Source organism: Pseudobacteriovorax antillogorgiicola (genome assembly GCF_900177345.1).
Classification (GTDB): Bacteria; Bdellovibrionota_B; Oligoflexia; order Oligoflexales; family Oligoflexaceae; genus Pseudobacteriovorax; species Pseudobacteriovorax antillogorgiicola.
On sequence record NZ_FWZT01000008.1, the window covers coordinates 105,689 to 126,144 of the forward strand.

General features: G+C 47.0%; 19 protein-coding genes. 10 read left to right on the plus strand and 9 right to left on the minus strand.

What is annotated here, in order from left to right; translation table 11 throughout:
* Positions 1 to 104 precede the first annotated feature (104 nt).
* Both B9N89_RS12305 and arsB read left to right on the plus strand, forming a co-directional pair.
* Positions 105 to 416, plus strand: a complete 312-nt coding sequence (locus tag B9N89_RS12305; RefSeq protein ID WP_132318952.1) for an ArsR/SmtB family transcription factor — start codon at positions 105 to 107, stop codon at positions 414 to 416.
* 16 nt (positions 417 to 432) lie between these two features.
* Complete coding sequence (gene arsB, locus B9N89_RS12310; protein ID WP_132318950.1) at positions 433 to 1,515, plus strand: ACR3 family arsenite efflux transporter; 1,083 nt, start codon at positions 433 to 435, stop codon at positions 1,513 to 1,515.
* On the opposite strand, the gene glgP is transcribed toward arsB, so the two are convergent.
* From glgP to B9N89_RS12335, 5 genes are all read right to left on the minus strand, one after another.
* Positions 1,512 to 3,116: an alpha-glucan family phosphorylase gene (gene glgP, locus B9N89_RS12315; RefSeq protein WP_132318948.1), complete on the minus strand. Its 1,605-nt coding sequence runs from the start codon at positions 3,114 to 3,116 to the stop codon at positions 1,512 to 1,514. The two genes, arsB and glgP, sit on opposite strands and share 4 nt — an antisense overlap.
* 307 nt (positions 3,117 to 3,423) lie before the next feature.
* The gene (locus tag B9N89_RS31895; RefSeq protein WP_268808743.1) at positions 3,424 to 3,699 is read right to left on the minus strand and encodes an HU family DNA-binding protein; all 276 of its coding nucleotides are present in this window, start codon (positions 3,697 to 3,699) and stop codon (positions 3,424 to 3,426) included.
* Positions 3,700 to 4,043: 344 nt separating this feature from the next.
* Complete coding sequence (locus B9N89_RS12325; protein WP_132318944.1) at positions 4,044 to 6,101, minus strand: SpoIIE family protein phosphatase; 2,058 nt, start codon at positions 6,099 to 6,101, stop codon at positions 4,044 to 4,046.
* Between the two features lie 151 nt (positions 6,102 to 6,252).
* Positions 6,253 to 8,124, minus strand: coding sequence for a 7TM diverse intracellular signaling domain-containing protein (locus B9N89_RS12330; protein WP_132318942.1), 1,872 nt, complete (start codon positions 8,122 to 8,124; stop codon positions 6,253 to 6,255).
* 159 nt (positions 8,125 to 8,283) lie between these two features.
* The gene (locus B9N89_RS12335; RefSeq protein ID WP_132318940.1) at positions 8,284 to 10,356 is read right to left on the minus strand and encodes a methyl-accepting chemotaxis protein; all 2,073 of its coding nucleotides are present in this window, start codon (positions 10,354 to 10,356) and stop codon (positions 8,284 to 8,286) included.
* A gap of 291 nt (positions 10,357 to 10,647) precedes the next feature.
* Here B9N89_RS12335 and B9N89_RS12340 point away from each other — a divergent pair, with 291 nt between their 5' ends.
* From B9N89_RS12340 to B9N89_RS12375, 8 genes are all read left to right on the plus strand, one after another.
* Positions 10,648 to 11,736: a hypothetical protein gene (locus B9N89_RS12340; RefSeq protein ID WP_132318938.1), complete on the plus strand. Its 1,089-nt coding sequence runs from the start codon at positions 10,648 to 10,650 to the stop codon at positions 11,734 to 11,736.
* Positions 11,736 to 12,125, plus strand: a complete 390-nt coding sequence (locus tag B9N89_RS12345; protein ID WP_132318936.1) for a hypothetical protein — start codon at positions 11,736 to 11,738, stop codon at positions 12,123 to 12,125. The genes B9N89_RS12340 and B9N89_RS12345 overlap by 1 nt, the downstream gene beginning before the upstream one ends.
* Positions 12,126 to 12,136: 11 nt before the next feature.
* The gene (locus B9N89_RS12350; RefSeq protein WP_132318934.1) at positions 12,137 to 12,481 is read left to right on the plus strand and encodes a hypothetical protein; all 345 of its coding nucleotides are present in this window, start codon (positions 12,137 to 12,139) and stop codon (positions 12,479 to 12,481) included.
* 18 nt (positions 12,482 to 12,499) lie between these two features.
* On the plus strand, positions 12,500 to 13,387 hold the full coding sequence (locus B9N89_RS12355; protein WP_159455331.1) for a diacylglycerol/lipid kinase family protein: 888 nt from the start codon (positions 12,500 to 12,502) through the stop codon (positions 13,385 to 13,387).
* A gap of 583 nt (positions 13,388 to 13,970) precedes the next feature.
* On the plus strand, positions 13,971 to 14,276 hold the full coding sequence (locus tag B9N89_RS12360) for a helix-turn-helix transcriptional regulator (RefSeq protein WP_132318930.1): 306 nt from the start codon (positions 13,971 to 13,973) through the stop codon (positions 14,274 to 14,276).
* Positions 14,277 to 14,461: 185 nt separating this feature from the next.
* A complete protein-coding gene (locus tag B9N89_RS12365) occupies positions 14,462 to 14,971 on the plus strand; it encodes a hypothetical protein (RefSeq protein ID WP_132318928.1) in 510 nt (169 codons plus the stop codon).
* Entirely contained in the window at positions 14,972 to 15,379 is a 408-nt protein-coding gene (locus tag B9N89_RS12370; protein ID WP_132318926.1) for a hypothetical protein, read from the plus strand.
* Positions 15,373 to 16,056: a zinc metalloprotease gene (locus B9N89_RS12375; protein WP_132318924.1), complete on the plus strand. Its 684-nt coding sequence runs from the start codon at positions 15,373 to 15,375 to the stop codon at positions 16,054 to 16,056. Before B9N89_RS12370 ends, B9N89_RS12375 begins: the two co-directional genes overlap by 7 nt.
* Before the next feature lie 386 nt (positions 16,057 to 16,442).
* On the opposite strand, the gene B9N89_RS12380 is transcribed toward B9N89_RS12375, so the two are convergent.
* The 4 genes from B9N89_RS12380 to B9N89_RS12395 are packed head-to-tail and all read right to left on the minus strand — an operon-like array spanning position 16,443 to position 20,212.
* Positions 16,443 to 17,192, minus strand: a complete 750-nt coding sequence (locus B9N89_RS12380) for an SDR family oxidoreductase (RefSeq protein WP_132318922.1) — start codon at positions 17,190 to 17,192, stop codon at positions 16,443 to 16,445.
* Between the two features lie 16 nt (positions 17,193 to 17,208).
* Entirely contained in the window at positions 17,209 to 18,273 is a 1,065-nt protein-coding gene (locus B9N89_RS12385; protein WP_132318920.1) for a phosphotransferase family protein, read from the minus strand.
* Positions 18,274 to 18,303: 30 nt separating this feature from the next.
* Complete coding sequence (locus tag B9N89_RS12390; protein WP_132318918.1) at positions 18,304 to 19,041, minus strand: TetR/AcrR family transcriptional regulator; 738 nt, start codon at positions 19,039 to 19,041, stop codon at positions 18,304 to 18,306.
* Complete coding sequence (locus B9N89_RS12395; RefSeq protein WP_200820707.1) at positions 19,028 to 20,212, minus strand: acyl-CoA dehydrogenase family protein; 1,185 nt, start codon at positions 20,210 to 20,212, stop codon at positions 19,028 to 19,030. The genes B9N89_RS12390 and B9N89_RS12395 overlap by 14 nt, the downstream gene beginning before the upstream one ends.
* Between the last annotated feature and the right edge of the window lie 244 nt (positions 20,213 to 20,456).

The window sequence follows — 20,456 nt, forward strand, 5'->3', positions numbered from 1 at the left end:
GCGACGGAGCTGTTAGCGATCTGAATATATTGGAAAAATAGATTTCAAACTAGACAGTGAAACGTTTATTCGTTATTCGTCGAAATACGAAATAAGGAGGAATTATGGGGAAATTTGAAGAGCTTGACGAACGGATGGCATCTTTATGCAAAGCACTAGCTCATCCGGCTAGAGTTCGTATTTTGTCGTTTCTTATTGAGCGTCGTGAATGCATCTCTGGTGATTTGGCCGAACATATTCCCTTGGCGGCCTCGACAATTTCAGAGCACCTCAGGATTTTAAAGTCAGTGGGCCTTGTCCAGGGCACGGTAGATGGTCCGCGACGTTGCTATTGTGTTGATGGCGAAGTTTTAAAGGAGTGGCAGGACTTAGTATGTGATCTGCAAGCTCCATCGAATCGGAACTTAAGTTGTTAAATAAAGGATGATGAACATGGGAATTTTCGAACGTTTCCTGAGTGTATGGGTTGCGCTGGCGATGGCAGCGGGTGTGGTCCTTGGGCTTGTTGCTCCTGAGGTCGCAGCGCTGCTGAGTGACTTGCAGGTCGCTAACGTAAATATGTTGGTGGCTCTTTTGATCTGGGTCATGATCTACCCCATGATGATCCAAATCGAGTTTTCGTCTTTGAAGGATATTGGCAAGCGCCCCAAGGGTTTGTGCCTTACCTTGATCATCAACTGGCTGATCAAACCGTTTACTATGGCGCTTCTTGCCAATCTGTTTTTTACTTATATCTTTGCAGACTATGTGAATCCAGCAACGGCCAAAGAATATATCGCTGGCATGATTTTGCTGGGGGTCGCACCTTGTACTGCTATGGTCTTTGTCTGGAGCCATCTGACCCGTGGTGATGCTAACTACACCCTTGTGCAGGTATCAATCAATGACCTGATTATGGTTATTGCTTTCACACCCATCGCTGGATTTCTCTTGGATCTTCAAGAAATCGTGGTTCCATGGGAAACTCTGCTTTTATCAGTAGTGTTATATGTGGTTGCACCATTATTAGCTGGAGTTATAACAAGAAGGGCTTTACTGAGGCTTGGCTCTGAACAGCTGAGCAAATTTATCAGCCGCCTAAAACCATTTTCTATCATGGGCTTGCTGGCGACAGTGGTGCTTTTGTTTGCCTTCCAAGCGGGAACCATAGTAGCCCAGCCAATGGTGGTGGTTATGATTGCAATTCCTCTACTGATTCAAAGTTATGGAATCTTTATCATTGCATATTGGGGTGCTTACAAGTGGAAAATTCCTCATGACGTCGCTGCTCCGGCTGCTATGATCGGTACTTCGAACTTTTTTGAACTGGCCGTTGCTGTCGCGATCAGCTTATTCGGTCTGAATTCAGGTGCAGCATTAGCAACTGTGGTAGGTGTTTTAATTGAAGTGCCTGTGATGCTTTCCTTGGTAGCTTATGCCAATCGCACAAGATCATGGTTCACTCCAGGGGATGGCTTGCCTCTTTCAGGGCCAACCCTCGGTCAAGGGGAGCAAGGCTCCCCCAAGTCGATCTAGTAGAGTTTTTCAAAGTAAGACTTAAGCATGGTATCAACGCTGAACGGTTCCGTAACAGAGTTGATGCTTTCTTGCATCATGGTAATCCATTTCTGACGATCGTCGTAATAAGTTGGAAGTACGTCCTGGATCAAGGTTTCACCTAAAAACTTTGCATCCCGGGCATCCTGTTCTTCAAAAGACTCTGGAACATGATCGTCGCCGATTGCCCAGCCGTTGACACCGTGCTGACAAGCTTCAGGCCACCAGCCATCAAGAACGCTAAGATTCAGAACACCATTCATGGCAGCTTTCATGCCAGATGTGCCACAGGCTTCTTGTGGTCGGCGGGGGTTATTGAGCCAAACATCAGATCCTCGGGTCAGCATGGCACCAATATCCATATCGTAGTCTTCGAGGAAGACGATACTGCCAGGATATTGGCGGGAGAAAGCAACGATCTCGTGAACAATGTCTTTACCGCCATCATCGAGTGGGTGGGCCTTACCAGAAAATACCACCTGAATCTTGCCTGCTTTCAGAGCTTCAATCACTGCATCGCCAGCCTGAAAGATTAAGTTGGAGCGTTTATAAGCTACGGCTCGGCGAGCAAAGCCGATGATCATTTTATTTGAATCGAGCTGCTGGCCTGTTCTTTCTTTCACGAACGCAATGAGATCGTTTTTAAGACTCATGTGAACGTCCCAAAGTAGATCGGGATGATCCTTGGCTTCTTGAATTCTGGAATCCACCCAAGTCGGTTTGTGAATACCGTTGGTAATGCCGATGATTTCCGGGGCCTTTTCCACATGAGCCCACATCTTACGAGCGGTTTCTCCGTGGAGCTGGGCGACACCATTGGATGCACGGCAAAGTTGAAGTGCAGCAACCGTCATATTAAATGGAGTTCCCCCTAACTGATGAACTTCCTCCTGGCTAAGATCGCCAACAGCACCCATGTAGCTTAGGAGTTCAGGAGGATGGGATTCATTGCCCTGGATGACCGGAGTGTGGGTTGTAAAAACAACCTTTGCTCTGGTCTTCTCCCAAGCGTGCTCAAAACTCAACCCATCGGCTTTGTAGTTTTGTAGCAGTTCGATCGCTGCCAGTACTGCGTGACCTTCGTTGAAATGATAGACATCCACATCTATTCCGAGCTCCTTCAAGGCGCGAACTCCGCCGATACCGAGTACCATTTCCTGCGCGACTCGCTCTTCGCCAAACCAACCGTAAAGTTGGCCAGTAATCCAGGTATCTGCATTCTCAGGAACGTCGGTATCTAGGAGATACAGTTCACTCACCCCCCAGTCGGTAGCCTTCCAGATTTTGCAGACGACATCGCGATTGCGGATCCGTACGGTGACAGACTTGCCGGTATCTTCAAAGCCGTCGTAAGGATGGTTCTCATAGGAATCGACGACTCGATCCTTATCGTTAAGGTGTTGACGGGTGTAGCCTTGCTTCCACTTCAAGCCCACACCAACTATGGGGAGCTGCTCATCTTTAGCGCCTTTTAGGTAGTCACCAGCTAAGATGCCTAGGCCTCCAGCATAGGTCTTGATATCGGAGTTGACTGCATACTCCATGCAAAGATATGCCACTTTTGGTAGTTTTTGATTCATTTTTATTCCCTCACTAGTAAAGCAACAAGTATTAGGCTTTCTTGTACCCTGTGAATTCCTATCCAGCAAACTTTGTTACTAAATTGCATATTTTTTGATTTTGCCTATCGAAATGCTAAATACGCGGAGGGCAGAATTTAAAAGCTCTTGCTCTCGATCGTCTGGGTTTTTGAAGATAGGTTTATGTGGAGTAATTTAACGCCAAGGCTTTGGGTTCGAGTGTGGAGTAAAGGAATGTTAAGAAGGGGTGGAGCTAGGCAAAAAATGACGTGGGAACCTTGTTCAAGCACAAGGTTCCCAGGGAACTTTAGATGAGCTCTTTGAGCTTCTTCAATGATACCGCTTTTACAGTTTTTGAAGCAGGCTTTGCCTTGAACTTCATCTTCTCGCCCGTGAAAGGGTTCACACCCATCCGTGCCTTGCGAGCTGGTTTCTTCTTTTCTGAGAACTTAACAAAAGAGAAAAGATTAAACTTTTTGTGCTTTTTTAGTTCTGCAGGTACGATTTCTTCGAACAATGATGAGAATACTTCGCCCAACTGCTTTTTGGGAAGCTCGTGCTTCTCAGCGAGAGTCGCTATGATCTGAGACTTTGTCGCAGGCGACTGCCCAGCACGATACGCCGCTCCAGCAGTAGTTGTTGCTTTCTTCGTTGTTGCTCGCTTAGCCGTAGTCTTCTTCTTTGCTACCTTCTTCTTCGTTGCCTTTTTACGTGCAACTTTTTTCTTTGCTACCTTCTTCTTCGTTGTTTTCTTCTTAGCCACCATATCAAATGCCCTCTTGATAATTAATATACTCTTATTTTCCTAAGATTATCCTGATTAGTCAATGTTTGCTGCTATAGAAATTGCTTATTTTCTGCAAATTATCCGCTTTCCCGTGATCCACCCACAGGAAATAGCCTAATTTTAGCTACTGTCGAGCTGTCTCAAGATGCCTCAGGATGGGGAGCTTTATCTAATTCGTTGGTAAAATCTAAGATCTTAATTGCAAAATAGGTGCAGTCATCAAGGGGTTCTTGGTCCTGCCAGATACCTGCGCTCATGGATTGCAGGTCTTTGACCACATCGTAGACATCATTGTGGCCTTTGAGGGCCTTCTTGAGTTTTCGATTCGAAAGGATCTCACCGTTTGGGCCTTCATTTTCGGTCAGGCCATCGGTAAAGAAAAAGATGAGATCGTCTTTTTGCAAGGGGTAGCGCTTGACGTCGCTGAAGAAATCTTCCAGGAACCCCAGCACTGAACCCCCCTGTAGCAACGTGGTGACAGCACCTTTCCTAATGAGAAAGAGGGGGCGATGACCGGCGTTCATGTAGAACAAGGATCGATCTTGCAAGTCAATGCATGCTAGAGCCATAGTCATGAGGTGCTTGGCTTTGGCACCTGTTTTATAGATGACTTGATTGGTACGACGAGCTACTAGCTGAAGACTCTCTTCAGCGGATAACTTATTCTCATCAACTTCACCGAGCGTTGATTTGATACAGCCTGCCACTGTAGCAGTAAGCAGAGCCGATGAAAAACCATGGCCCGTAACATCGCCGATAAATAGAAAGATTCGCTGACTATCTTGTGATTGGTAAATCCCATACCAGTCGCCACCGGTAACTTCAGCTGCTTTGTAGTATGCTGAATATTCGATGCTTGCGATGTCGCGGGCATCAGGAATCAAAGACTCCTGCACCGCTTGTGCAGCATCATGACGTTCTTTGCGCTTGATGGAATCGTCTCGGGCTGTCCGCTCTCTAATCTGGCGATTCCAGATAAATGTCCAGAGGCTAGCCGTAAAAAAGCAGGCAGTATAGACTTCCCACGGGAATATCATTTCTAAATAGGAAAAAGAAAGAATGCCGGCGCCGGCGATGCCTAAGATACCCGATATCCAAAAAGCAAACCATAGGATCGGTATTGTCAGAGTACCAAGACCGATGCCTGTAAGGGTGAGTCCCAAAACGTAGAAAAACTCATATTCAATGTGTTGTAGCCATCGACCCGTGACAGCACTATTGATCAAGGATGCCATGACATAGCCACCAGGAATATAACCGATTGGTGTAGGAACCATATCAGTGTTACCAGTGTACATGGCAGGTAAGATCACCACGATTTGCCCTGGTTTGATGACACTATCAAAGCTCATTCCTCGTCTGGCCCGCGCGATCGAGCTTTTAAAACTAAAGGTACGGCCACGCAGTTCGTCAATATTTACAAGGTTTGCGAGTATCTTGCCCTCACGATTCAATGGGACCTTTTGTTGATTGATGTAAATGGCACCCTTGTCGAGATAGTATTTGTTGCGGCCGATAAAGCTCATATGGGGGATGACCTTATCATCCCGAACCCTAATCAAGGGCTCTACTAAACCTTGGCCATGATAAATGGCGTGACCTAGGTTGTTGAGAGCTGGCGCGATGTTGCGGTGGGGGCCATAAAGGCTTGCAGGACGAACTGTAAGCCACTCCAGATCTTCGTCAGACTCTTCGAGAATGCTAAATCGCCCTCGATCCACCGCTTTGTGAAGGGAAAAAAGAGCTTGGTCCAAAGCTATCGGAGACTTGCCATGGATTGGTGTTTCAGTTACGTAAGCGGCGCTGACGATGGGAATATTGATGGCTTTTATAGTCTCATTGAAGTGCTTATAGCCATCTCCTTGGGGTGCGCTGAATAATTTATCGACGTAAATAACTGACGGCCCAGACTCAGCCATCCCTTGCAGGACATTAGCCCATTCGGTGATCGTCATATCGCTGCGATTGAGGAAATCCACCGAAACATCATCGAGGGCATAGATTTTAATCATGGGATGGAGTCTTGGAGATTTGCCAAGTGCGGAGCGAGTGAAAAAGTTAATGGGTGATGAAACGGTGTTCTGAACGATGGTGTAAACATTGCTGTAGACAAGCAAGCTGAATAGGCTGGTAATCACCAGAGCGATGATCAATAGCCAGCGAAATTTTAGCTCATTTTGCACAATACGGTGTTGCATGAATGTCTCCAGTCACTCACCTTGTTTTTTCGGTTAAATGGTGGCAGGCTGGAGGGCAATTCTTGCCCAGTTGTGGATAAGACTATCTACAATCTACAAACCTAGTAAGAAGAGTAAAACCTATGATCCTTCGTTAAGCCTAAAAATAAACCTAGACGGCGGACTTCATGTTCAGTTCTAATCCACCTTGCTGTGATATCAGTTGATAATAAATGAATTGCGCGCCTTTGTCGTTTCGTACCACGATGTTGTGCTCAAGAAGGCTAAACTTCTTAAAGGCCGCCTGCTTCTCAGGAGGCAGGGCCCGGTAGACGGTGTCCTGGAGAATCACAATGTTCGATTGAACCTTGAGCGCTTTGAGTACTAGCTTTCTCAGTTGTTCGTAACGAGTCGCTAGCACGAGTCCGCGACCAAAGAGATCATATTCGATTGGGGGAGATTTTGGGTAGAATCCCTCGACGGGGCCATAGGCGATCCCCAACCCGCAGTAGACGGCTTGATCATAGTCGAAGGCTTCAAGTCCCTTACAAAAGGCTTGCAAGAAGTCTAGAGCGAGGTCGGACGCTGCCACAAAGATGTTGTCATGAGGACTTTGAAAGGGAAATCCTACGGTACACAGAAAACCATCGCCCATTTCTTTGATCCGAAAGGCATTGGCTTGTAGGGGCTGTTGCCGATAGTTTGCCATCATGATCTCACCGCATTCGGCAAAAACCGCCCGGAAAAAGTCCTGGGTACCAGGTGCGGCAATCAAAGAGCTTCCAGCAATGTCGAAGCTGATGACGCAGGCGTCCCCAGAGCCTATGGGCATGCTAGCCTCTAGTGGCTGTCCAGCTTCCATCAGTTCGATTTGGTGAGGGTAAAAAACCTTTGCCAGCTGTGCATAGCTATGATTCATGCTTTCTAAAACGTGAACTCGATCCTTTTCGGTGTTGGCGATTCTGATGGCTATCGCATAGATCATGATCACATTCTCCAGCATTCCAGCATACCATAGGAAGTGCTCTGAAAATTGAGGTAGAAAACCCCGCCACACCAGAGCTTGAACCACCGATCCAGCTAACATGACTCCAAAACCAACGGTATAAATGAGTTGGTGAGACTTGCGCTCCTGAATAAATATCATCAGGGCTAAAACTAAGCCAAGGACCGAACCTAGGCTGACAGTTACCACCATGATCCTAGTCAGGGCAATGAGATTGAATACGGCCAAGGGTAAAACCAGAAAATCAATGCCGACAACTATAAGCATGGCTCGACGAAAAATTGGGTGCCGTTGATCGATATCCAGAAAATCGAGGCTGAATAGGGCGATCATCATCTGGCAAAGCACCCCAGCAGCCATGAACCAGTGATCAGCGTGTGGCAAGGGAAACATGCTCCACTGAACGGTGGCTGAAAAAGCAAAGGTCAAAATATAGGCCGAGTAGAAGATATAGACACGAGATCGATAGACAGTAAATAGTATGGCATTAAAGAATAGGCTCATGGCGAAGACGGCGATAACCACGCCCCAGTTTCGCTCATAACTCATCATCCTATGGTGGAGTGCGTCTCTATTATTCCAAAAAGTCCAGGTTTGCCGCAGAGGGCCTTCGATATCCTTACGAATATAGATGGTTGCTGTAGTATTTGCTTCCAACTGGACAGGAATGATTCGTTTGCGAAGGCTATCATGAGGGTATAGTTCCCCAAGGAGTTGCTGGTTCTTGTAAACTTGAATTCGAAGGTTTTGAATGAGGTTATCAAAGATGTAAAACGTCCTGGGCTGGTTTGCAGAGTTTTCAAACTGATATTTTGCCCATAGAGTCTTGGCTGAGAAGCCGAACGAGTTGAGGTCTCGGTCGCTCCTGAAAAACTTGGCATCAGAAGAACGAACTTGGTCAAAGCTCAATTCCCCAATAAGCCAAGAGGCTTCAAGGCCGAAGTTTTGGCCATTAAAGCTTTCATGGTTGATTGAGATGGGCTCAGCGCCAAGGAGCTTGCTACTGAGCACTAGCCAAAGGCCTAGTTGTTTGATCATCGCTCTGCTTCGAAGTCTCCCGGTTGATGTCTCGGTCGTCTTCGGATCTATCCCTGCAATGCCAATAGGTAAGACTTGCCCTTCACTTGGACCTATGACTTACACGTGATAGTGGTGAGGCTTTTGTGACTTATCGCAGCCTTTGACTATTTTTTTAGCCTAGGCCACAAGCTTTTTAGGTTTTTTGGTTATAGCTTCGACTTCTTGGGATTGATCCACCAAGGAAGCCATAGTCTCAGAGATACTATGCACTCCCTCGGATTGCTCTTCGGCCGCTTTGGTAATGGAAGCCATGAGGTTCTTTACAGTTCCCACCCGATCTACAAGTTCTGTAAGAATTTCGTCGCACCGTACAGCAAGTTCAACACCCTTGGAGACCGTGTTGCTGCTACGATTTGCCAGCTCGTGGACTTGTTTTTGTGAGTTTCCCACGATGGTATGGATTTCCGTCTGGCTTCTGTCCAGTAGAGCAGAGATCTCACGGGCGGCATTACCGCTCATCTGTGCGAGGTTGCCGACCTCCTCCGCGACCACTGAAAAACCTTTACCTTGGTCTCCCGCACGAGCGGCTTCCACGGAGGCATTGAATGATAGAAGTTTGGTCTGGAAAACGATATCATTGATAATTGTAGTTTTCTGAGAGATATCCTTAATGATAGTCATGATCGTTTCGATATTTTCGTTGCCAATTCTCACCTGTTCCACTACCGAAACCACAGCACTCTCGATTTCCTTCATGGACTGTTGCATCTGACTCACTCGCTCCCGACCTTCCGTAGCGATTTGGTGAGAGGTTTCAGCCTCCTTTTCAGATGCTCTAGCATGACCGACATTCTGATCGACTGTTTCTAGTATTTGATTCAACTCACCCACAGTAGACTCAACAGCTTCGCTTTGACGGTGGATCATGTGATCCATGGCTTGGCTCTTGGTCTTTAGCTCATTGGTTCGGGTTTCGACAATCGATTCCAGGTTTTTATTGACCCCTTCGATATTTTTGAGGAGAGACTTGTTTTCGAGGTAGGTTGAAGCGAAAAGACTGCTTGCGACCACCATAATGCAGCTCGTTGCAATGAGCGTCCCAAAGAAAATGAGGCTCACCGATTGGATCAGACCTAGGGCGAGGAGAATATCATGGATGGAACAGGCAAACATGATGAATTCCCCAAGCAACAACGGTACAGCAACACGATTTTTACGAGCTGCCTGAACCAATACATAGATAAACTGGTAGGAAACAATATTTGCATAGATAAACAAAAACTTCCGAACCCCAAGAAAAGCTTGGTGGTGGAAGTCGATGGCAAAGTAGACAAAGCATGCAATCAGGACTCCATTGACCGTGAAGTTGAGGCGGTTGAACCATGGATAGAAGCGATAGAAAAACTGGGCGAAGTAGCCATGGAACATAGCCAAAGAACCGATTCCGGTATAATGGAGAATCTGTAAGGTTTGCGGGTCGACGTGACGAATAAACATATCGCTGGGAAAGCCATAGAATGGAAATATGGACACTCCTGAAAGACCAGCTATGAGGTACAGCTTAGATTTTACTTTAGCGTAAATAAGAAGAAAAAAGAGTCCAATGGCCCCAACTACAAAAGCGGAAAGGCTGCGAAACTCACCGCCCCAAAACTGGTAGAAGGATACATAGTCATCTTGGTTTTTGTAGGACAGCATAGTGAAGGGTAATTGATACACTCCCTTCATGAGGTTTGTGGTGATGCGAAAAGCGATAACCTGTCTTTCTTGGCTTATGGTAAATATGATGGGAATTGGCTGGATCGAAAAATATTTCTCATAGGAGTTGGATGAGCCTCGTTGGTAGATTTCCTTACCATCGAGAAAGACTTCCACCCCACCCATATAAGCATCCAGGAGGATCGTCACCTTCTGACCGATCAATTCGGGGGCAAACACGAAATTACCCCGATACCAACCTACCATGTAAGGGCTCTGCTCGGGATAAGCCTTCTCCCAGCCTCCTGGAGTCATCACCGTTGTCCACTGAGATGTATCCGCCTCTGGTGACGCGTGACTTGGCTGGTCCGAATTGGTAAACAGCCATCGGCCAGTTAAATCAAGGGGCTCACTGAGATCCGTAACTTTGATCTCGCACGAGAAGCAGTCTTGTTGTGGCTCTGCGACGAGGCGCGTGGAGTAAACCACTAAGAGAATCATAATGAATCTAAAGCATGTCATGCGTAAAAAGCCCTTGCCTAATTCTTCCATTGAGTTGTCGGAGTCTGGATTGCCATATTTAGGTGACTTGCTGATTCTTTGTTAAAGGCCTAGTTATTTCGATGGCTTCAGGTGCGATGTCAGTGAGGGGAGTGGCTTGTTTAATTAAAAAATTAGCCCTCATCAAATGATCATCATGCAATATTTAAAAATAACCTTTGTCCGATTTTTTAATGGGCTTCCATGCAACCCTGTGATTCCCTGATAACCGAATCTGATTGAGGCCTGTGTCAAATTCTGTTATCACCGAGCCATAGTTTTTCTTGGGATAAAGGATCTCTTATGAATGCAACAACTCTAAAATCACTTCCTGCTTTTATAACTAAAGAACCAAGAAGTTTTTCTGAATCTCTCATGGCGAACTCCATTAGCATTAAAGACCAAGGGATTTGGTTGACCGTTGGTGAGGCTGCGCAGATGGTGGCCCCCGATCATAGCCGTGCCTTTGGTGGTAATTTAAGGCAGCCTAATTTTCGTCGTTTAGTAAAAGCCGCGATCGCCTATACCCTAGGCGCAGGGCGCCATAAACTTGACCTCGCTCTGGCTGCCAGTCAGCAACACTTCAGCGGATTCACGGACGCCAGCAACAAATTTGATCGTGAGCAACGAAGCATTCTTGAAGAAATTGTCAGGGATATCGAATTTCGTACTCACCCTTTAGAGGAAACACAACACTGCCAGCTTGAGTTGGAAAATGTTCATCTCTTGTACGAAACTCAAGCTGTGTTACAGGCAGTTCCAAGGGATCTTCGCAGCTATATTTTGTGGCAACTTGGCCATGGGGACTTGCAGCAAATTACAATGTACGATGGTCGCCCCATCCCTAATACACATGCACGGGTCGAAGGCTTATCGTCAGCAATTCGAGACTTTGCTCAGTATGTCAAGCTTCCATTGGCCGATGCGGTGATTGCTTGGCAAAATGGCCAGAAGGCGCGGAGTGATTCTCTAGAATCTGAAACCAGTGACATTTTTGAAGAGAAACAACGGGCGATTCGTGAGTACTTTGCGACGGCAACTCAGGATCTCCTTAATCTTAACGAGCCCTACAAGCAGCGTTCTGTTGCGATTGTATTGTCTGGCGGTGGTGCAAAAGATCCGATGGTCGTGGACTGTTTGCGACAGGAGATCGAAAGTGGTGGTCATTACAAACTATTTGCAATCGATCAACTTCCTCACAGCACGCCCGAGCTTCAGGACCCTGTTTTTACCTGCGTTCAAGGCTTGCTTAAAACAGCAAGCCTGGCTCTCGATATTGGCAATTCGTCCTTGAAAACGGGCTTTGTCAGTCGCGAAACCGATGAGCCTTACAGGCAACCTATGATGCAGGATAATCTGTTTGGACAGGTAAGCTCTACAGGGATGGCGTAATGATGACTGAACAGCAACTGATTATTCGAATCGCGAACTCGGGTCGTCAGCAGGATTTAATTGATATCTTGCTGACTGAGGACGAATCTCAGTTGCCGTTCTCTCTACCAGATTTAGTCACGTGGCCTACTGGCCAGCGAGCCTGCTCAGAAAGGGCGATTCTACTAATTCGTGCTGGCCTGCGATACTTGGAAGCTAAGCAAGAGCAAAACCCCGAAGTACCAAGGGCCAAGCTAAAAGAGTGTGAACCGTCACCTCAGCCGCAAGCAGTGGCTAACCCACCAAGCCCGGAGCCTCAAGTGATGCAACCAGCGGTGGCTCCCCAAACAAAACCAAAGAGCGAGGTCAAGGCTGGTCGTACGGACTTTGACATTTCCCTATTCCAATAGGAAGCTTTGCGATGAAGCGCTATATCAGGCAAGAGACTTTGGAAACCATAGCTCGCTTTATGAAGCTGTGTTTTCTTGAAGAGGAAGATCAGCAAGGTGTGGCCCGGCTCGTCAGCGTTCACAACGATCACCAAGAAGCGCAGCAGGCACTAGAAAGGCGGTATCAGGGATTCGCTTCGGAAGCTCATTTCGAGGGCTCGCTTCGCGAGGTTTTAGCTTATGTTGCTCATCGTGAATTTGACACCCGGTTTTCCTGGCCGTTACTTCGCGTCTTGAGTAGTCAAGACGTTTTGGAATACTATGGGCTTTCGGCTTTTTTAGATCTGATGCCGATGCAGGAGTTTCCTTTAAGTTAGTCTTTGGTAGGAGTCGTTGTGGATAAGGTTGTCGTTTTGAATCCCCATGCTGGAGATCACGATCGAGATCTAGAATCTTGGAAAGAATTGTTACCCTGGGACATCAGAGTAAGTCAGGAGCCGGGCGATGCTGGGCGTATCAGTCGCGAACTTGCGGAAAACGGTGTTCCTCAGATTATTGTAGGTGGTGGTGATGGCACCATTCGGGAAGTCGCTGATAGCCTAATGAGCCTTGCGAAAGAGAAACGTCCTCAGCTCGCTGTTCTACCATTAGGCACGGCCAATGACTTTTGTAAATCTATCCATATTGGTCCTGAATTAGAAACTGCGATCAAGGCTATCAAGGAAGGTCTGTCGGTTCCGCTAGATGTGATTCAAGTAACCCTTAATGATAAAACCTTCTATGGGATGAACGTCGCTTGCGTAGGGTTTGTGCCCGAGATGACCAAGCGCGTCAGCGGCAGCGATAAGGAGCTTTGGGGTTCTTTAGTCTACGCTTTGAAAAGTGTCGAAACAGCCCAGGAAAGTCGGTGCTATCACCTAGCAGCTCAGCTTGATGGTGAATCCTATGAATGGGATTCATGGAATATCGTCTTGGGCAATGGGCGATTTGCAGGCGGGGGAGTTCCAATTGCTCCCGAGGCAGAACTTGATGACGGATTGCTGGATGTCTATGTGTTTAATGGTGAAACAAAGCTCGACTTTTTGGTCGAGGGAGTTCTGTCGCTCCTTGGGCAACATAGCCAATCCGTAGGAGTGGAAAGCCTAAAAGGCAAGTCATTAAAACTGAACAGCGATCTGTCGTTACCCATTTCGCTGGATGGCGAGCTACTGGGTGAAGGGGACGTGGAGTTTCAACTCATGACAGGTGCTTTAGATGTTGTGGTGGGTCAAAAGACCCAATGAGGCGTATATCTCCTTGAAATGTTTTAATATTTAGCTGGGTTGTTTACCTACTTACAACGTAATTAATTTTCTTTCAGCAGACTCTCACCCGCGAAGGCTGCCGCCACTCAGGCCCCCGCCACAATCAACTTTAACTCATTAAAGTTTGTAATATCAGTGTTATAGCTCACCTTGCGAGGCTCCGTCGGGGCTAGCAGACAGCGTCGTTTGCAGCCTCGATGACTCGTGCTGTTCGAGTAGGATGGCATGCCCTTATGAATATTCGAAAAAATGGTATTTACCATCACAAAAATGACAATTAATATCGGTGTGGAATTCATCTTGTAAAAATGTCTTAGCGACGTTATTTACAGTTTGGGAAACACGATAAATCTATAACATGTTGAAAAATAAATTAAATTAGCTTATCCCAGATGGGCAGACATAACGAGTGTGGCGGGATTGAATTAGGAATTCCTAGTTAAAACAGCGCAGTATATTTTTTTGTAAACGTCACAAACATGGGAACGTACCTTGCAAACTCTAAGGCAGAGATTGCACGATCTCGCAACAACAAGTTGAATGTGGCAGCAGGAGCTAATAAATGGATGAGTTGATAAAGAAGTTCTGTGATTCTTACTCCCTGACAAATAAGGAGCAAAGTATTGTCTTTGCACTCGTGTCGGGATACGCGCAAAGTAGCGATCTGGCAGAAGAGTTTGGTATCTCTGAAAACACGGTGCGGGTTCATATCAAGAATATAAACGCCAAGCTCCGGACCAACTCGAAAGCAGAGATCTTATCCAAGTTTGTACGCTATTTGTATACAAGCTTAAAAGGTCCCGAACTTGATGCTAAGGATACGCCCTACCTCCAATCCCCTCATGGTCAAAATCACCTCGAAATCTAGTCCCAATTCCTATCGCCAGCCTCTCTATGGAGGCTGTCTTAAGGCGTATCAGTGCTAAGCAATAAGAGCCTCTCCTTGTGGGAGGCTTTTGCTGTATCAATGGCTTGTTCTAGGCAAGGTTTCCCTATCAGGTAGATTCGCTGGCAGTCGAAAGAAAGACGAAATTCTTTCGAGGAGTGATGAATATGTTTGTTGTTCGGCGGTTTTTTCTGCTGCTTTGCTTATCCACGCCAGCTCAGGCCATGCATCTGGGTGTTGGGTTTGCAAGCCACACCTCGGGTAGGATGGTGCCTTCTTTTAATGGCGGCTTTGGCTTAGGTAGCAGTTTACTTGTTAGTGGTACCTCCTCGGGAGTCGCAACCAAGGCCTACTATAGCAATCAATACTCACTTAGCTTTCTCTATCGGTTTGACTTTGGCAAACACTGGTTTGGCCAACTCAAAGGTGGGATGGGAGTGGGAGCCACTTACGGCACCAAAGCAGTTGCTGCGAACCCGGATGCAGATGAACAAGATGGAGTCGAGTCAGAAGAACAGGGTGATGTTGATTCAGGGCTTGGGCCTGCGTTTCGCATTGCTTTCAATCCCTTTTCTGGATTCTACATTGGTTTGGACTATGTGCTTGCCATTGGCCCAGGAGCCATCGGTAATGGCTGGGGCGATGTGGGGATGTTTGCCTTGGGATTGGAGATTTAGATGATGACTTCAATCCTAAAAAGTTTCGTTCTTAAAGGCCTTGCTCTACTTTTTGTGTGGTCATCACATTCTACAGCCAGAGCATCAGCAAGTACGTCTTCTGTGGTTCTTCACTTGGGGGAAGCTTTCAGTCCGAATCACTTTCGTCTCAACCTTAAAACCTTCGATATTGGCTACGATGGCAAGGGTGGAGGCTTATACTCCGGGAAGCGTTTATGGAAGGGAAATACCTACGGCGGGGCTGGGTTCTGGGTCGGGTTCTCCAATGACTTTGGGCTATACGGAATGCTTGGTATGGACTGGACGGCCTTTGGTTTTTTACTGACATCGTTTGAATTTTATAGCGTGGGGACCGTGATGGGATCGACCTATGCCATTGCGCAGTTGGGAGTGGGGTTCGAATGGTAAATCAATATGTAGCTCAGGCTTTGTGTCTTACTGTGATTATGATTTTTTCAAGTGGCTTTCGGATTCAACAGGACCTCAAATGGGACATCAATGAGAATGACCCCACCGTCTGGCTTGATGTCGATGCTGCTGTTCTGGCTTTTACCTTTAGCAATAGCGATTTTGATGACGGCTACGATGCTCTCACTGGGGTTGCCGCTGAGAATCAAGCCCGTGTCGTTATCCAAGAAATCATCAACGATTATAATAATATATCGACATCGTACCTTCGTCTCGCCCTGCCTGATGCTCCGGCAACAGAAGACAGTGCGGTATCCACTTTTGATCTGCCAGGGAGAACCATAAAGATTGTATTTGGAAGTCCTTCAGCATTGGGTGCCTCAGGCTATGCCACTTACTCAGGTTCCGCCTATATCGACGAATGTACAGTAACCCTTTCTGAGACTGCCCTTAGCAGTGCTCAGGAATTCAAAGCGACATTGACACACGAGCTTGGGCATTGCATGACCTTGGATCACACCCATGCGGATCGGGACTCCATTATGAGCTACAATCGCACTTCTGGCATGCATCGCCTTGGTGTTGATGAGAAGATCGCTATGACTTATCTCTATCCCACAGATGACGACTACGCTGAGGAAGTGGCGACTTTGGGGCTAAGCTGTAGCCGACTCTGAAACCGACCCCGATACTCATTCTGCCTAGCCTGCCCCTCGATTAGGCAGATATGAGACCAGCTATAAATGGGGATTCCAGCCTCCCGATTTACGGTGTCGATTCTGTAGCGTTCACCTCTAGAGAACAATTCCTAAAAAGTTATCCCAAAATATATTTTCTAAATGTTCTTTTTCAATCATAACGGCAACATCCCAAAGGGGATGAAGCACATCAAAATCCAGTGTTTTGTTTAGATTCGACTGGCTTTGGTAGGCTGGAGCCTGACCCAAAAGCCCGTTGCAGAACGACAAAATACAAGGTGTTTGAGTAGGATAACTTTTTAATATCAGATAGGATGTTTAACCTCCCATCTGATCCTCTTTTACCCTCTTACTCGATCCTGATCCTAGGCGAGATAGCCGCCGTCCACATTGAGGATGGTACCTGTGGTATAGGATGAGGCTTCGCTTGCCAAATACAATGCTGCACCAATCATTTCTGATGGCTGTGCAACGCGGCCCTGGGGAATCAGTGGCAGAATCTGTTTGAGGATAGATTCGTTCTGAGTGATGGCAGACGCAAATTTAGTGTCTGTCAAACCTGGAAGTAGAGCATTGACGCGAATTTTAAGCCCTGCTAACTCCTTTGCGAAGACTTGAGTCATGGCGATAATGCCAGCTTTAGTGATCGAATAGACGCCTTGCATGGGGGCTGGTCGAACGCCGTTCACAGATGCTACATTAATTATGCTGCCCCCACGATCTTTCATAAGCAAAGCCCCTTGCTGGCACATGAAGAAGCTGCCTTTCAAGTTCACATCCATGGTTTTATCGTAGATTCCCTCATCGACTTCGATTGCAGGGCCAAAATGGGGGTTGGTGGCAGCATTATTGACCAGAATATCCAGCTGGCCTACCTGATCGCGAACGAAGCTAAACAGCTCTTTGATGTCGCTCATCTCCCCTGTGTTGCAGGTTTTTATGAGAGCCTCACCGCCGTCTTTTTGAATTTTATCCTGTACGACTTTGAGCCCATCTTCCTTTCGGCTTACAAGAATGACTTTGGCACCAGATTTTGCAAAGCCCTGGGCAATAGCTTCGCCAATGCCACGGCTTGCGCCTGTAACCAAGGCAACCTTCTGATTCAGTTCAAACATAGCGATCCTTTCGAGTCTAGTATTGTCCAGTAGCAATGGAGTGTTGACAGGCTTTTTCCAAGCCTTTGACGCCATGGATCAGTTGGCCAAAGCGAGGGTCTTTGGTTTGGCCAAGTGAAAAACGATAATAGATTTGCTGAGCAATGACAGCTAAACGAAAGAGGCCGAAAGTGTAGTAATAGGAAAAGTGATCCACATTCAGCTGACGTTGCTCGCCGTAATAAGAAACGATCTCGCGTCTGGTGGGGTAGCCCTCCAGATGACTAGGAAGTGTTCGAAATGCCTTCATAAATTCGGGGTCGTCCCCTTGTACCCAGTAGGCTAGGGAATTACCCAGATCCATCAAACTATCGCCAACTGTAGCCATCTCCCAATCCAATATGCCAATCACTTGGCAGGGATCTTCTGGATTGAAAATGATATTATCGAGCTTAAAATCATTGTGAATGAAGCTCGTATGTGATTCTTTGGGCTGCTCATCTTTAAGCCAGCTCATTATCTCTTCATAGTCTGGGGAGTCGTCGGTTCGCGCAGCTCGATAGCGCTCAGACCAGCCTGCCACCTGGCGAGCCACATATTGTGCGGGGTCCGATCGCGATTGCCACTGGCTTGCGTCTAGCTTATGGAGTGCGATCTGTGCATCCAGCGCAGCAAAGCCCTGTCGTCTTCGATCTTCAGGGGGAAGATCGAGGTCTTTGGGCAGGTCTCGACGAATAATCAACCCCACTTTATTTTCCATAATATAGAATTCTGAGCCGATAATGCTTTCATCATCGCTGTAGAGAAGGGCTTTCGGGGCAAGGGGGTATTTGTCTTCGAGAAAGTTGAGGACTCTAAACTCTCGCTTCATATCATGAGCCGTTTTGGCTTTGGTTCCATTGGGTGGCTTGCGCAATACAAAGCTTTGGCTGCCTTGTGAGATTCGGTAGGTAAGGTTCGAGAAGCCTGATGGATACTGCTCAATGGTGATGGCTTCCCCTTCGTCAAAGTCGAGACTCGAATTTGCAAGGAACTGGCGAAGCTTGCTTTCATTCAATTCTTCACCGGGCCTGACATTACTTGGCTGGTCGTTAAGTGTCATCGTTAACCTTCGTCTAGTTTATCTATGATTTTAATGGATCGTTGGCGATGCCTGTCGAGCCCCTTGGGTCACGGTTTCGATCAGGCTCATGATCTCCTTATGGTACTGCCGTAAGGAGACTTTTTTCTGACGGTACTTCCAACGTTTCATATACCAATCTTGGATCAGAGCTTTAATCATTCCGGCAAAAATATCAAAAGACATGGATTCGTGAATGAGCTTCCGTTCTGCGCTCCTTTGCAAGCAATCCAAGATCATAGCTTCCACTTGCAGCGCTCGGTCCAAGGTTTTGCGTCGCGCACTCTCAGGAAAGGAGCGAATCTCCCTAAAGCAGAAGTAGAACCAAGGGTGCATGTCTTCCGCAAGTTGCAAATGATAGTAGATAAGTGTGGACAGTCGATCCATGGGGTCGTGGCGATGATCGAGATAACGCTGGAGGCTATGCCAAACAACGTCTGCTCCGTGGTCGATGATCATAGCTAGGAGGGTGTCTTTGCTACCGATATAGGCGTAAAGGCCCCCCATACTGAGGCCAGTTTCACGGCATAAGTCTCTCAGGGATAGGCTCGAAAACCCCTTGTGGAGACAGATGGTGATGGCCGACTCCATAATGATCGGCAAGTTCTTATGAAGCAGCTTGGTCTTCTTGATAGCGATGTTATCCTGATAATTGTGGATAATAGTATCGAGGGACGAGCGCTTTTGTAGAATCAAGTTTTCTTTGAATTGATCTGGGCCCACATAGGGGGCGATATCAACGATGGTCATGGAGTACCCTCTTGGCGATGCTTAATTTGTGAACTTCATCCGGACCATCATAGATCCGTGAGGCCCGCTCCTCCCGATAGTAGAAGGAGATCACTGTTTCGTCGGTCATTCCTAAGGCGCCGTGCACCTGCACGCCTTTGTCAAGGACCCTTGCTAGCACAGAGGCAACGTAGAACTTGATCATAGAAATCTCATCTTTTGCACCATGACCTTGGCTGAGCTTGTAGGCGGCGTCCAAAACCATCAGCCTAGCGCTGTGGATATCGCACTTAAGCTCTGCGATCCAAGACTTGATCACGTCGCTATCCGCCAGACGTTTGCTGCTGCTGATTTCCCTCGACATCGCACGCTCACAAATCATTTGGAATACTCGTTGGCAAATGCCCAGCCAACGCATGCAGTGGTGAATTCGCCCTGGGCCCAGGCGATCTTGAGCAAGCAGAAAGCCACGACCTCGCTCGCCAATAAGGCTTTCGTCTCCCACAATGCAGTCCTTGAGACTCAATTCTCCATGACTAAAATACCCAGTGCCTCGGTGCCCCATGACGGAAATATTCTGAACCAAGTGAAAGCCCTCTTGGTCTGTCGGGACAAGAAACATACTGGCTCTTTGATGGGGGGAAGCTTCCGGATCTGTGACCGCCATAACAATGCAAAATGCAGCACCGTCGGCAGATGTAGTAAACCATTTCTCACCGTTGATACGGTAGCCACCATCAATTTTTTCAGCGCGGGTTTTAAGAAGGGTTGGGTTGCTGCCCGCTGTTTGGCGTTCTGTCATCCCAAAGCAGCTGCGTAGCTCTCCCTTAACCAGTGGATCTAAAAAACGCTGCTTCTGTTCTCGGGAACCCCATTGGTGAAGTAACTCGATATTGCCTAAATCGGGTGCTTGGCAGCCAAAAATGTAGTGGCCAAGGGGCGAGCGACCAAGTTGCTCAGCAATATATGAAAATTGGTAGATATCAAGAGCTTTACCTCCAAACTCTTTGGGTAGACAAAGCCCCCACAGGCCATCGCCTTGGACTTTGCGGCGAAGCTCTTGAAGTTTCTCCCACCACTTGTCATTCCAATTATAAGATAGAAATTCTTCTTCCAATGGATATAAGTTTTGTTCTATAAAACGAGCAACTCGCTCGCAGATAGCTTTCGTTTCTGGGCTAGGAGTGAGCAATGAATACCTCTTGCATTCCATTTAAAATAGAGCGATTGTTCGATTTTCATCCTTACTACAGAAATGTTTGATGGTCTCTTTAATTTTACTAAAGAGCTAACTCTTATCATCAGTAAGATTTCTCGCCTGAACCATTGCCAATAGATCTGTAAAAAAAGTCGACAAATATTTCCCTGAATCAAATATTTATGCCTAAATACAGCAACTTAGATATCGAGATGCTGAGCACGGATCTTGCTCCTTA